Annotated in this window: 11 protein-coding genes; 8 read left to right on the forward strand and 3 right to left on the reverse strand. The window is 51.1% G+C overall.

Annotated elements, in window-relative coordinates; all coding sequences use genetic code 11:
- Positions 1-9: 9 nt before the first annotated feature.
- Both FDX09_RS22005 and FDX09_RS22010 read left to right on the forward strand, forming a co-directional pair.
- Positions 10-1092: an ABC transporter ATP-binding protein gene (locus FDX09_RS22005; RefSeq protein ID WP_038640897.1), complete on the forward strand. Its 1083-nt coding sequence runs from the start codon at positions 10-12 to the stop codon at positions 1090-1092.
- A 65-nt stretch (positions 1093-1157) separates the two neighbouring features.
- Entirely contained in the window at positions 1158-2063 is a 906-nt protein-coding gene (locus FDX09_RS22010; RefSeq protein ID WP_137347860.1) for an OmpG family monomeric porin, read from the forward strand.
- Positions 2064-2094: 31 nt separating this feature from the next.
- Here FDX09_RS22010 and FDX09_RS22015 read toward each other — a convergent pair whose 3' ends face one another.
- Positions 2095-3105 (reverse strand): LacI family DNA-binding transcriptional regulator, encoded by a 1011-nt coding sequence (locus FDX09_RS22015; protein ID WP_038640893.1) that lies wholly within the window; start codon positions 3103-3105, stop codon positions 2095-2097.
- Positions 3106-3335: 230 nt separating this feature from the next.
- On the opposite strand from FDX09_RS22015, the gene pspE reads away from it, so the two are divergent.
- From pspE to FDX09_RS22040, 5 genes are all read left to right on the forward strand, one after another.
- Positions 3336-3653: a thiosulfate sulfurtransferase PspE gene (gene pspE / locus FDX09_RS22020; protein WP_137347861.1), complete on the forward strand. Its 318-nt coding sequence runs from the start codon at positions 3336-3338 to the stop codon at positions 3651-3653.
- A 142-nt stretch (positions 3654-3795) separates the two neighbouring features.
- Entirely contained in the window at positions 3796-5193 is a 1398-nt protein-coding gene (locus FDX09_RS22025; RefSeq protein WP_069324996.1) for a YcjX family protein, read from the forward strand.
- Positions 5190-6251 carry a YcjF family protein gene (locus FDX09_RS22030; RefSeq protein WP_087856139.1) on the forward strand — a complete coding sequence of 354 codons (1062 nt, stop codon included), beginning with the start codon at positions 5190-5192 and terminating at the stop codon, positions 6249-6251. Before FDX09_RS22025 ends, FDX09_RS22030 begins: the two co-directional genes overlap by 4 nt.
- A 146-nt stretch (positions 6252-6397) precedes the next feature.
- Positions 6398-7939 (forward strand): transcriptional regulator TyrR, encoded by a 1542-nt coding sequence (tyrR, locus tag FDX09_RS22035; RefSeq protein WP_038640886.1) that lies wholly within the window; start codon positions 6398-6400, stop codon positions 7937-7939.
- A 217-nt stretch (positions 7940-8156) separates the two neighbouring features.
- On the forward strand, positions 8157-10649 hold the full coding sequence (locus tag FDX09_RS22040) for a lysozyme (RefSeq protein ID WP_137347862.1): 2493 nt from the start codon (positions 8157-8159) through the stop codon (positions 10647-10649).
- A gap of 155 nt (positions 10650-10804) precedes the next feature.
- On the opposite strand, the gene tpx is transcribed toward FDX09_RS22040, so the two are convergent.
- A complete protein-coding gene (gene tpx / locus FDX09_RS22045; RefSeq protein ID WP_038640885.1) occupies positions 10805-11311 on the reverse strand; it encodes a thiol peroxidase in 507 nt (168 codons plus the stop codon).
- Positions 11312-11426: 115 nt separating this feature from the next.
- Here tpx and ycjG point away from each other — a divergent pair, with 115 nt between their 5' ends.
- A complete protein-coding gene (gene ycjG / locus FDX09_RS22050; RefSeq protein WP_087856141.1) occupies positions 11427-12392 on the forward strand; it encodes an L-Ala-D/L-Glu epimerase in 966 nt (321 codons plus the stop codon).
- On the opposite strand, the gene mpaA is transcribed toward ycjG, so the two are convergent.
- Positions 12367-13095 (reverse strand): murein tripeptide amidase MpaA, encoded by a 729-nt coding sequence (gene mpaA, locus FDX09_RS22055; RefSeq protein ID WP_087856184.1) that lies wholly within the window; start codon positions 13093-13095, stop codon positions 12367-12369. The genes ycjG and mpaA overlap by 26 nt on opposite strands.
- Positions 13096-13101 lie beyond the last annotated feature (6 nt).

The following is a 13101-nucleotide window of genomic DNA, read 5'->3' on the forward strand; positions in this document are numbered from 1 at the left end:
GGATTCAACATGGCACAGCTTTCGTTGCAACATATTCAAAAAATTTACGACAACCAGGTGCACGTCGTTAAAGACTTCAATCTGGAAATCGAAGACAAAGAGTTTATTGTTTTTGTTGGGCCTTCCGGTTGCGGGAAGTCTACGACGTTGCGCATGATCGCCGGCCTGGAAGAGATCAGCGGCGGCGATCTGCTGATTGACGGTAAACGGATGAATGATGTGCCGGCGAAATCGCGCAATATTGCGATGGTTTTTCAGAACTATGCGTTGTACCCGCACATGACCGTCTATGACAATATGGCGTTTGGCCTGAAGATGCAGAAAATTGCTCCGGCGGTGATCGAGGAGCGCGTTAACTGGGCGGCGCAAATCCTTGGCCTGCGCGATTATCTGCAGCGTAAACCTGGCGCGTTATCCGGCGGTCAGCGCCAGCGCGTGGCGCTGGGACGTGCGATTGTTCGTGAGGCGGGGGTCTTCCTGATGGATGAGCCTTTATCGAATCTCGATGCCAAACTTCGCGTGCAGATGCGGGCAGAAATTAGCAAACTGCATCAGAAACTGAATACCACCATGATATATGTTACCCATGATCAAACCGAAGCCATGACGATGGCGACGCGTATTGTGATTATGAAGGATGGTATTGTTCAACAGGTTGGCGCACCGAAAACGGTGTATAACCACCCGGCAAATATGTTCGTCGCCGGATTTATTGGATCGCCGGCCATGAATTTTATTCGTGGCGCAATTGATGGTAATAAATTCGTTACCGAAACGCTGAAGTTAACCATTCCCGAAAATAAATTAGCACAGCTAAAAGCGCAGGGTTATGAGCATCAGGCCGTTACGCTGGGTATTCGTCCTGAAGACATACATCCGCAGCCTAATAATGAAAATAATGTATCAGCAAAAATTAGCGTGGCAGAATTAACAGGCGCTGAGTTTATGCTTTATACCATCGTTGGGGGGCATGAGTTAGTGGTCCGTGCTGGGGCAGTGAATGATTATCACGCAGGAGAAAATATCACTATTCATTTTGATATGGCGAAATGCCATTTCTTTGATGCTGAAACTGAAGTGGCTATTCAATAAAATTCCGGGGGGATAACCCCCCGAATCTTGGTGTTTTTTTTAGAGTATTTTAACAAGGAATAATAATGAAAACCCTACTGTCCGCTACTGCGCTGATTATGAGCGCAGGAGTGGCCTGTGCGCAGGCCGCTGAAAAAAATGACTGGCGCTTTAATATCGGTGCCATGTACGAAATAGAAAACGTTGAAGGTCAGGGCGAAGATATGGATGGACTGGCTGAGCCGTCAGTCTATTTTAATGCGTCCAATGGACCATGGAAAATATCTGTGGCCTATTATCAGGAAGGTCCGGTTGATTACAGCGAGGGGAAACGCGGTACCTGGTTTGATCGCCCGGAACTGGAAGTTCGCTATCAATTCCTCGAAAGCGAGGATGTTAATTTCGGCCTGACCGGTGGTTTCCGTAATTACGGCTATCACTATGTTAATGAACCAGGAAAAGACACTGCCAATATGCAGCGCTGGAAAGTTCAGCCGGACTGGGATATTAAACTTAGCGACGATTTGCGTTTTAGCGGCTGGCTGGCAATGTATCAATTCGTCAATGACTTGAGTACCACGGGTTACTCAGATAGCCGCGTTGAAAGCGAAACCGGTCTGAATTATACCTTCAACGAAACGGTGGGCTTAACGGTCAACTATTATCTCGAACGCGGTTTTAATCTGGCGGACTCGCGTAATAATGGTGAGTTCTCAACTCAGGAAATTCGTGCTTACTTACCGTTGTCTTTCGGCAATACCACCCTGACGCCGTACACCCGTATTGGCCTCGACCGCTGGACGAACTGGGACTGGCAGGATGATCCAGAACGTGAAGGGCATGATTTCAATCGACTTGGTTTACTGTATGCTTATGATTTCCAAAATGGTTTATCAATGTCACTGGAATATGCATATGAATGGGAAGATCACGACGAAGGTGAAAGCGACAGATTCCATTATGCGGGGATTGGTGTGAATTACGCATTCTAAAATGTGCAGGGGCATTGTTATGCCCCTGTTTTTACACCAGTGAGTCGGCCAACGATATTTGCGTACCCACGGTGATGTTCTGCAATCCTTTCTCACCGGCAATCAGATTAAATAATAAATTACAGCTTTGTTCGCCGAGCTGCTGAGTTGGGACATCAATGCCTCCCGGCACGGGTGTCAGCATAAATGACAGCAGTTCATTACTGTAGCCTACAACGGCAAGCTGTTGCGGAATGGCGATATTTTTCTCAGCCGCCACGCGATATAAACTCATTAACTTTAAACTGTCGGTGGCAAATACTGCGTCGGGTAACGGTTGTTGACTCAGTAATTTCCGCGAAGCGAGCAGGGCGGTCTCATGAGTATAACCCCCATCAATAATCCACTCATCGCGTATTTGAATATTATGTGCCTGAAGACTGGCTTTATACCCGTTGACGCGATCGATGGAAACATGAACGTCAAGCGGGGCATGTAAACAGGCAATATTACTGTGGCCGCTCTCAATAAGCGCATTTGTCAGTGTGATGCTGTCACGATAGTTATCAGTGTCTACAGAATACACATTGGCATACTCTCCTTCCACTTTACCAATAACCACGACCGGGACGTTATATTTATCCAGTCTTGCAAAAAAAGATTCATCGGCGGGAGAACTCAGCATAATGATGCCTTTGATCAATTTTTGCTTAATTTTACTCTCACATTTTTGTAAATCATCTTCGGTGCTTCGCGACGTCTGTAATATGACATCAAAACCGACTTCTTCGGCTTTGGCCGTAATAGCATGCAGCACTTCAGAGAAAAAGGGATTACCGGCGGTTGTTTTGGCAGAACGGGTTGATATCACCATTATTGCGTCAAAGCCGGAAGAGGTGAGCGCCCGAGCCAGTTTATTGGGCTGATACTGTAACTCATCAATAGCGCGCAGCACTTTTTCCAGCGCTTCCGGCGAGATGTTGGTTTGCTTATTCAGCACGCGCGATACCGTGGATTTTGATACGCCAGCGGCTCGTGCAATATCATAAATGGTAGGAGACATAGATCCCAAGCTCCGTCCGAGAGTCAATGGCGGACATATTATGGAGTTCAATGCCGAATGACAACAATCACAGAATGCTGACAGAAAAATCAAAAGACACACCGCACAATGTGTTACCTGAAGAACAATGCGATCTGCTGGTGTGTACGATGATAATGCAGTCGCAATATTTTCTTAAGAACTGGCGTATAGTGTTGTAGTGAAATCCAACTATCGATCAGGAAGATATTATGTTTAAAAAAGGCGTATTAGCGTTGGTACTGGTCATTGGCATGCCGGTTTATGCTGCCGAACACTGGATTGATGTTCGTGTTCCTGAGCAATACCAACAGCAGCATATTCAGGGGGCCGTCAATATTCCGTTAAAAGAGATGAAGGCGCGTATCGCAACAGAAGTGCCTGATAAGACCGACACCGTGAAGTTGTATTGTAACTCCGGGCGTCAGTCGGGGCAGGCGAAGGATATGCTCGTTGAAATGGGCTACACGCAGGTGACGAATGAAGGTGGAATCAACCAGATCGCGCTGCCAAAAGTAGAGAATAACTAAACCATCCGTATATCTTCTGTAACAGGCGGCAGGAATAATGCCGTCTGACACCGCTCAGGTAGTTGATAAATAAGAATTGACCCCTATCTTTACTTCCTATTTGTTATAATTTCTTCGGTTCCTTCAGCATAACGGGATGGCGATGAAGCGACTTAAAAATGAACTCAATTCGCTGGTTAATCGCGGCGTAGATCGGCATTTGCGCCTGGCTGTCACCGGGCTTAGCCGTAGCGGTAAGACGGCGTTCATCACCGCGATGGTAAACCAGTTACTCAATATTCATGCCGGTGCGCGTCTGCCGTTGCTCAGCTGCGTGCGCGAAGAACGTCTGCTCGGCGTTAAACGGGTTCCTCAACGTGATTTTGGCATTCCGCGTTTTACCTATGATGAGGGACTGGCTCAGCTGTATGGCTCTCCGCCAGCCTGGCCGACACCGACGCGCGGGGTGAGCGAAATTCGCCTGGCGCTGCGCTACAAGTCCAATGACTCTTTGCTGCGCCACTTCAAAGACACCTCCACGCTATACCTGGAAATCGTCGATTATCCGGGCGAGTGGCTGCTCGATCTACCGATGCTGGCGCAGGATTACCTGAGCTGGTCGCGGCAGATGACCGGATTATTGCAAGGTCAGCGGGGCGAATGGTCGGCCAGATGGCGACAGCTATGCCAGGGGCTGGATCCGCTGGCCCCTGCTGATGAAAACCGTCTGGCGGAAATTGCCGCCGCGTGGACGGAGTATTTGCATCAGTGCAAACAGCAGGGGCTGCATTTTATTCAACCAGGACGCTTTGTCCTGCCGGGAGATATGGCGGGTGCGCCCGCGCTGCAATTCTTCCCGTGGCCGGATGTGGAAGAATACGGCGAATCTAAGCTGGCGCAGGCGGACAAACACACCAACGCAGGCATGTTGCGCGAGCGGTTTAATTACTATTGCGAAAAGGTTGTGAAGGGCTTTTATAAGAATCACTTCCTGCGTTTTGATCGCCAAATTGTACTGGTGGATTGCCTGCAACCGCTCAACAGCGGGCCACAGGCGTTCAATGATATGCGTCTGGCGCTGACCCAATTGATGCAAAGCTTCCATTACGGGCAGCGTACGCTGTTTCGTCGGCTGTTCTCTCCGGTGATCGACAAACTGTTATTTGCCGCCACCAAAGCAGACCATGTCACGGTCGATCAGCACGCCAATATGGTGTCGTTGCTCCAGCAACTGATTCAGGATGCCTGGCAAAACGCCGCGTTCGAAGGTATTAGCATGGATTGTCTGGGCCTGGCATCGGTACAGGCAACCACCAGCGGCCTGATTGATGTGAAAGGCGAAAAGATCCCGGCGCTGCGTGGCAATCGCCTGAGCGATGGCGAACCGCTGACCGTCTATCCTGGTGAAGTGCCCGCACGACTGCCAGGACAGGCATTCTGGGACAGCCAGGGATTTCAGTTTGAAGCATTTCGCCCGCAGGTGATGGATGTTGATAAACCCTTACCGCATATCCGTCTTGATGCCGCGCTGGAGTTTTTAATAGGAGATAAATTGCGATGAGCGAGCCGTTAAAACCGCGTATCGATTTCTCAGGTCCGCTGGACGTGGAACAAAACACGGCGTTTAAAGCGCAGCAAATGTTCAATGAAACGGAAGCGCAGACCTTTGCTCCGGCGACACTGGATGAGCCTCTGGAAGACGAAGGTCAGGCAGAAGCGGTGATTGATGCTGCCTTGCGTCCTAAACGCAGTTTGTGGCGCAAAATGGTGATGGGCGGGCTGGCGCTGTTTGGTGTGAGTGTTGTCGCACAGGGCGTACAGTGGACCATGAATGCCTGGCAGACTCAGGACTGGGTCGCGCTGGGAGGGTGCGCCGCGGGCGCGCTGATCGTCGGCGCAGGCGTGGGTTCAGTGGCGACCGAGTGGCGCAGGTTGTGGCGTTTGCGCCAGCGAGCGCATGAACGTGATGAAGCGCGAGACCTGCTTCATAGCCACGGAACAGGAAAAGGTCGCGCATTTTGTGAAAAGCTGGCGCAGCAGGCGGGTATTGATCAGTCCCATCCGGCGTTACAGCGCTGGTATGCCTCTATCCACGAAACGCAAAACGATCGTGAAATCGTCAGCCTGTATGCCCATCTTGTGCAACCGGTGCTGGACGCGCAGGCGCGACGTGAGATCAGTCGTTCTGCGGCGGAGTCCACACTGATGATTGCCGTCAGCCCACTGGCGCTGGTGGATATGGCATTTATCGCCTGGCGCAATCTGCGGCTGATTAATCGTATTGCCTCGCTGTATGGCATTGAGCTCGGGTATTACAGTCGTCTGCGTCTGTTCCGGCTGGTACTGCTGAATATCGCCTTTGCCGGCGCCAGCGAATTGGTCCGCGAGGTTGGTATGGACTGGATGTCGCAAGATCTGGCGGCGCGCTTATCCACACGTGCTGCGCAGGGTATTGGTGCCGGGCTGTTAACGGCGCGTCTGGGTATTAAAGCGATGGAACTCTGCCGTCCGCTCCCGTGGATCGATGACGATAAACCACGACTTGGGGATTTTCGCCGCCAGTTGATTGGTCAGGTCAAAGAGACCTTACAAAAGAACAAATCTCCGCGTGAAAGTTAACTGGAACAGGGCGTCGATGGTATAACTTTACGCCGCGGCGCCCAATTTTCCAGCGTGCTGTCAATATTTGTTGACAGAGTTCTTCCTGCAAACCAAATACTGTCTTATCATTTAACACATAATCCCTTGTCCAGGTGAAGGTTCCTATGCGTTTGGAAGTCTTTTGTGAAGACCGACTTGGTCTGACCCGCGAATTGCTCGATTTACTGGTGCTAAGAAGCATTGATTTACGCGGTATCGAGATTGACCCCATCGGGCGAATTTACCTTAATTTTGCGGAGCTGGAGTTCACCAACTTCAGTAGTCTGATGGCTGAAATCCGCCGTATTTCAGGAGTTACGGATGTACGTACCGTCCCCTGGATGCCTTCCGAACGGGAACATCTGGCGCTGAGTGCGCTGCTCGAGGCATTGCCTGAACCCGTTCTTTCTCTGGATATGAAAAGCAAAATTGAGATGGCGAACCCTGCGAGCTGTCAGCTTTTTGCTCACTCTCAGGAGCGGATGCGTAATCATACTGCCGCCCAGTTAATCAATGGTTTTAACTTCCAGCGCTGGCTCGAAAGCAATCCGCAGGATTCACATAGCGAGCATGTCGTGATTAACGGACAGAATTTCCTGATGGAAATTACGCCAGTTCATTTGCAGGGTGAAAATCAGGAGCAAATGCTGACGGGAGCCGTCGTCATGCTGCGTTCCACCATCCGGATGGGGCGTCAGTTGCAAAATATGACCACGCAGGATCTGAGCGCGTTTAGCCAGATTATTGCCGTCAGCGCCAAAATGAAGCATGTCGTAGAACAGGCCCGTAAGCTGGCGACGCTGAGCGCACCGCTGCTGATCACCGGTAATACCGGTACGGGTAAGGATCTCTTTGCCCATGCCTGTCATCTGGCGAGCCCGCGTGCGGCGAAGCCGTATCTGGCGCTGAACTGTGCGTCGATCCCTGAAGACGCGGTCGAAAGCGAGCTGTTTGGTCACGCAGGGGAAGGTAAAAAAGGGTTCTTCGAGCAGGCTAACGGCGGCTCGGTGCTGCTGGATGAGATTGGCGAAATGTCGCCGAGCATGCAGACCAAATTGTTGCGTTTCCTCAATGACGGGACCTTCCGCCGGGTTGGCGAAGATCATGAAGTCCATGTCGATGTACGTGTGATTTGCGCCACGCAAAAGAACCTGGTGGAGCTGGTGCAGAAAGGTTTGTTCCGCGAAGATCTGTATTATCGTCTGAACGTGCTGACCCTCAACCTGCCGCCGCTGCGCGATTGTCCGCAAGATATCATGCCGCTCACCGAACTGTTTGTGGCGCGTTTTGCCGACGAACAGGGCGTACCGCGTCCGAAACTGTCCGCCGATCTCAGTACGGTATTAACCCGCTACGGTTGGCCAGGTAACGTGCGCCAGCTTAAAAATGCCATCTATCGGGCGTTGACCCAGTTAGAGGGATATGAGTTGCGGCCACAGGATATATTATTGCCAGATTACGATGCGGCAACGGTTGCGGTCGGAGAAGAGGTGATGGAAGGCTCGCTGGATGAAATTACCAGCCGCTTTGAACGCTCTGTGCTGACGCAGTTGTATATGAATTACCCCAGCACGCGTAAACTGGCCAAACGGCTTGGTGTTTCACATACTGCGATCGCTAACAAGTTACGCGAGTATGGTTTGAATCAAAAGAAAAGTGAAGAATAAAGTATTATTGCCAATCCTGATTATGGGGTTGGCATTTTTTATTTGTTCATATTATTAATTTATTTTAATGTATTTATATTGAATATTAATACTCATGTGACCAGTATCCCTCATTCTTAATTAATTATCCCTGTAGTTGCTATTCATTTCACTCATTCCGCATTCCTCTTACAATTAAGCGCATTTTGAATAATGCGATTATTAATAAGGGATGATTATGAAACTTAATATATTTACCAAAACAATAATTGGAATGGGCGCATTATGCGTCGCAGCACCCGTATTGGCTCTTGAAGCCTGGAGTGGACAAGAAGGAACCGGCCCTTACGAAGTTATTTATGACAGCGGCGTCTATACCAATGCCTGGTGGGTTGGCGCTTCAGATTGTCCGGGAAATGCCTCAGATGACGAAGCTAATAATCCCTGGCGTTTTGAACGTGATGCAACCGCTGCAGAAATCGCAGAATACGGTAACCCGACAACCTGCGACACTGGCGGCGGTACGGTAACCTATCCGGACTACAGTAGCGCAAATGCCTACAGTGCCAATGATATTGTTACCTACAACGGTGCGACCTGGCAGACTTCTACCGCACAGAGCGCATACGGTTTCACGCCGGGCGCAGCCAATCCATGGGAAGTGTATGCGGAAGTCGCGCAGTGGTCGGCAACCACGACGTACAATAAAGGCGATAAAGTTCAGAAAGATGGCCAGGAATATGAGGCGCTCTTTTATACCATTGGCGATGATCCTTCCCTGGAGGCAAACCAGAACCCGTCTGGCACCAATGGTCGCCCGTGGAAACCGCTGGGTGCTGTCGTAACTTATACGACGGATCAACTCAATAATGCGCCTGAATTTAATTCTTCAACGCTGTATGAAAGCGGGACACTCATTCGATATAACGGCGAAAACTATGTTTCCCAGGCTAAAGTCCAGAAAGTCACGCCAGCCGATACCAATCCGTGGAAAATTTATATTGACTGGTCCGGCACTAAAGCAATGGTCGGGACACCTTCATCTGCATGGCCTGCTCATGTCTACGCGCCGTATGTCGACTATACCCTGAACTCGCTGCCAGACCTTGCCAGTCTTGCCAAAAACCAGAATGTGACCCACTTCACCATGGCCTTTGTGGTGGCGAAGGATGCTGATACCTGTCTGCCAACCTGGGGCACGGCCTACAACATTAATGACTACACGCAGTACAGTAAAATTAAAGCGCTGCGTGAAGCAGGCGGAGATATCATGGTCTCCATAGGGGGTGCCAATAACTCACCGTTGGCGGCAGCCTGTACCGACGTATCACAACTGCAGCAGCACTATTATGACATCGTTGAAAACCTCAACCTGAACGTGCTGGACTTCGATATCGAAGGGACCTGGGTTGCCGACCATGACTCCATTAACCGCCGTAACGAAGCTGTTAAGGCCGCGCAGGATCAGTGGAAAGCGGAAGGTCGTAGCGTGGGGATCTGGTACACGTTGCCTATTCTGCCGACAGGTCTGACCGATGACGGTCTGTATGTACTGAACGATGCGAAGGCCAAAGGGGTTAATCTGGCGGGCGTAAACGTGATGGCGATGGACTACGGCAGCAGTATCTGTCAGTCCGAGGGTACGGAAGGGCAGAATATTCATGGCAAATGTGCAACCTCAGCCATCGAAAACCTGTCCAGCCAGTTAAAACAGATATTCACCGATAAGAGCGATGACGAGATCAACGCCATGATGGGCGTTACGCCGATGAACGGCTACAACGACGTGCAGGGCGAAGTGTTCTATCTGTCGGATGCTAACCTGGTGATGGACGATGCCAAAGATCGCGATATGGGCATGATTGGTATGTGGTCGATGATGCGTGATCAGCCGGGTGTTGCCGGTCAGGTCTCGCCGGAACACAGTGGGTTAACGGAATCTCAGGCACCGCAATACGCCTTCAGCGAAGTGTTTGCACCGTTTACCCATAGCGATGAGACACCGGCAGAGACGGAAATCAAAGACATCAATGTTGACAAATCGAAATCTAACCCGGAATTAAAATGGACGCAAAATACTGCCAGTATTGAGAGTGGGGAGTATACCGTTACATTGCAACACGATGGCTGGAATATTGATGCCGTTGGTGAGCCGTACTATTTCGGTAAATACGGCAACAAAGGGAACGACCAGGTAACGATAACCGATTCAGGTAATGGTTATTCCACGGTTAAGTTATCCATAATGTCTGGATTCATTACCGAAGGGCATAACGTTACAGTTACCGATGCGAAAGGTAACGTTGTGTTAACTTATCAGTACACACTTGAAGATGTGAGTACGGGCAGCCCTTCGCAAATTGCATCGTCAGAGACGTCGGTTAAAAATGGTTCGTTGACGTATACGATTAATGCAAGTACGTCGATGATGATTGCATATGAGTACGTTAACTTTTATTACGATTCAACCGACGCGAAAGGAAAAACGACCACCAATTTTTGTGGCTCATGGTTCCATGGGGGGGTCAAGAAGTCCGGTAAAGGTTGTTCCACGGTGTTAAATTCGCAGCGGGGTTACTGGTCGCCTTCTGAGACTATCTCTGTGAATAAACTGAAAGCGGGTGATAAAGTTTATGCGGCTACCGCCGACGGCAGTAGTGAAAGTGCAAAAATATTTACCGTGCTGGATTCGATTACCTTAACGGATGAGATGTTAAAAGCGTCCAGGTAAGAAAAAAAAGTCCTCACTTTCAAAGCCGTAACAGCAATGTTACGGCTTACTTGTTGTCTATGGAAAACCCCCAGCCTGGCTGGAGGGGCTGTGCACAATAAAAAACCCCGCCGTAGCGAGGTTGAGAATGTGTTGTATAGAAGGCTAAGTGTTTATTACGCTTTCAGCACGTCCAGAGCGGCAGTGTAATCCGGCTCGTTGGTAATTTCATTGACCAGTTGGCTGAAAATAACGTTGTCATTCTCGTCGATAACCACCACGGCGCGCGCGGCCAGCCCTTTTAATGGGCCTTCAGCGATTTCAACACCGTAGTTTTTCAGGAATTCTGCATTGCGCAGGGTGGACAGCGTGATAACGTTGCTCAGACCTTCCGCACCGCAAAAACGAGAATGTGCAAAGGGCAGGTCGGCCGAAACGCACAGTACGACGGTATTGTCGATTTCTGTCGCCAGTTGGTTAAACTTACGTACCGATGCAGCGCAAACGCCGGTATCGATGCTTGGGAAAATATTCAGCACTTTGCGCTTGCCGGCGAACTGGCCCAGCGTAACGTCAGACAGATCTTTAGCCACAAGGGTAAAAGCCTGAGCTTTGCTTCCTGCCTGAGGAATGGAGCCAGCGACTGCAACCGGGTTGCCCTGGAAATGAACGGTTTGTGACATGGTTATCTTCCTGTTTACATATAGTTAACGTCGAGGCTAGTTTATGCCATCAGCAGTTAACACGGCAAACGCTATTTGCGGATATCCGCTTCAGGGACTGCACTAAGGAAAACGAATGAGAACAGTAAAGGTATATGAGGAAGCCTGGCCGCTGCACACTCCCTTTGTTATTGCCCGTGGGAGCAGAACCGAAGCGCATGTGGTGGTGGTCGAAGTGGAAGAAAATGGTGTCACAGGCGTCGGAGAGTGTACGCCTTATCCGCGCTACGGTGAAAGCGATGCCTCAGTGCTGGCGCAAATTATGAGCATTGCGCCACAACTGGAAAATGGACTGACGCGTGAAGAACTGCAAAAGCTGCTGCCAGCGGGAGCGGCGCGTAACGCGGTGGACTGTGCGTTGTGGGATCTGAATGCGCGACAACAGCAGTTGTCTCTGGCTGAGCTGGTGGGTTGCGAACTGGCTGAGGTGGTGACGACAGCGCAAACGGTGGTGATTGGAACGCCCGAACAGATGGCGGCGAGCGCGGCGGCACTGTGGGAGAATGGGGCGAGACTGCTGAAAGTCAAACTGGATGCCCGTTTAATCAGCGAACGGATGGTTGCCATTCGTGCGGCTGTTCCTGAGGCCACGATCATCGTCGACGCTAACGAATCCTGGCGGGCAGAGGGCCTGGCCGCGCGCTGTCAGCTTCTGGCTGATTTAGGGGTTGCGATGCTGGAACAACCGCTCCCGGCGCAGGATGATGCCGCGCTGGAGAATTTTGTGCATCCGCTACCGATCTGCGCAGATGAAAGTTGCCACACCCGCAGCAGCCTGAAAGCGCTGCACGGGCGCTATGAAATGGTCAATATCAAACTGGATAAAACAGGGGGCCTGACCGAAGCGCTGGCGCTGGCCGTCGATGCGCGCGAGCAGGGATTTGCGCTGATGCTGGGCTGCATGCTGTGTACATCCCGGGCGATTAGCGCGGCGTTACCCCTCACGCCGCAGGTCAGTTTTGCCGATCTCGATGGACCTACCTGGCTTGCCAGCGACGCGGAGCCATCCCTGCATTTTACGACCGGACAGCTTCATCTCTAGGGTGCCAACGCAGGAGATTGGACATGGCCAGCAGGTATTTCTCGCTCGCTTCATCGGATGAAATGGGCGGAAATTCGGCGGTGATGCAGTGCAAGTTCAGGTCGGCGCACCAGCTACCAAAAGAGCCAGGCGTTTCGTAACCTACGCTGGTGACAAGCGGCAATTCAAATGACTGCGCCAGCCATGCGCCTAACTCGCTGCGTCTGGGATCTTCAATACAGGCCAGCGGATCGTGAAAAGAAACCACCCAGGCGGGATGAATCCGGTGAATAAGATGACACAGCGCCTGGGTTTCTGGTTCTGACCCCGGATGCTCGCCGGTCAGCAAAACCACGTCGCGTTCTTCGGCGCTACTGTTCCAGCGATATACCGTTTCACCCGCTTTCCAGTTTGCGGCAGGAAAATTACGGTTAAGATCTACGCCGTTCGCATTTGCGCGCAGCCCAAGCTGGCAACCGTCGGGGTTCACCGCCAGCACCACATGGTGACGACGCAGGGAAGGGTTAAGCGTACGCAATGCGCAGGAAAGGGTGACGACAGATGAGTTTTCGTCGCCGTGCGTACCTGCCAGTATCAGGCCGCTTTCATGATCGGCTGCCAGCGCAGGAAACCAGATTAGCGGTGCGCCTAACGATGAACGTCCGTAATGTTCGGTTCCTGGCGGAAATGCGCCGCGCTCGGCACGGGGACGGGTAGCGGTCATAGTCAT

This window comes from Citrobacter sp. wls717 (assembly GCF_005280955.1).
In the GTDB taxonomy this organism is placed as follows: Bacteria; Pseudomonadota; Gammaproteobacteria; order Enterobacterales; family Enterobacteriaceae; genus Citrobacter; species Citrobacter werkmanii.

What these genes read in the sequence shown, in the direction of transcription:
- FDX09_RS22040 (WP_137347862.1), top strand. Translation starts at nt 8,157, where the DNA reads ATGAAACTTAATATATTTACCAAAACAATAATTGGAATGGGCGCATTA.
- tyrR (WP_038640886.1), top strand. Translation starts at nt 6,398, where the DNA reads ATGCGTTTGGAAGTCTTTTGTGAAGACCGACTTGGTCTGACCCGCGAA.
- FDX09_RS22010 (WP_137347860.1), top strand. Translation starts at nt 1,158, where the DNA reads ATGAAAACCCTACTGTCCGCTACTGCGCTGATTATGAGCGCAGGAGTG.
- tpx (WP_038640885.1), bottom strand. Translation starts at nt 11,311, where the DNA reads ATGTCACAAACCGTTCATTTCCAGGGCAACCCGGTTGCAGTCGCTGGC.
- FDX09_RS22025 (WP_069324996.1), top strand. Translation starts at nt 3,796, where the DNA reads ATGAAGCGACTTAAAAATGAACTCAATTCGCTGGTTAATCGCGGCGTA.
- ycjG (WP_087856141.1), top strand. Translation starts at nt 11,427, where the DNA reads ATGAGAACAGTAAAGGTATATGAGGAAGCCTGGCCGCTGCACACTCCC.
- FDX09_RS22005 (WP_038640897.1), top strand. Translation starts at nt 10, where the DNA reads ATGGCACAGCTTTCGTTGCAACATATTCAAAAAATTTACGACAACCAG.
- mpaA (WP_087856184.1), bottom strand. Translation starts at nt 13,095, where the DNA reads ATGACCGCTACCCGTCCCCGTGCCGAGCGCGGCGCATTTCCGCCAGGA.
- FDX09_RS22030 (WP_087856139.1), top strand. Translation starts at nt 5,190, where the DNA reads ATGAGCGAGCCGTTAAAACCGCGTATCGATTTCTCAGGTCCGCTGGAC.
- FDX09_RS22015 (WP_038640893.1), bottom strand. Translation starts at nt 3,105, where the DNA reads ATGTCTCCTACCATTTATGATATTGCACGAGCCGCTGGCGTATCAAAA.
- pspE (WP_137347861.1), top strand. Translation starts at nt 3,336, where the DNA reads ATGTTTAAAAAAGGCGTATTAGCGTTGGTACTGGTCATTGGCATGCCG.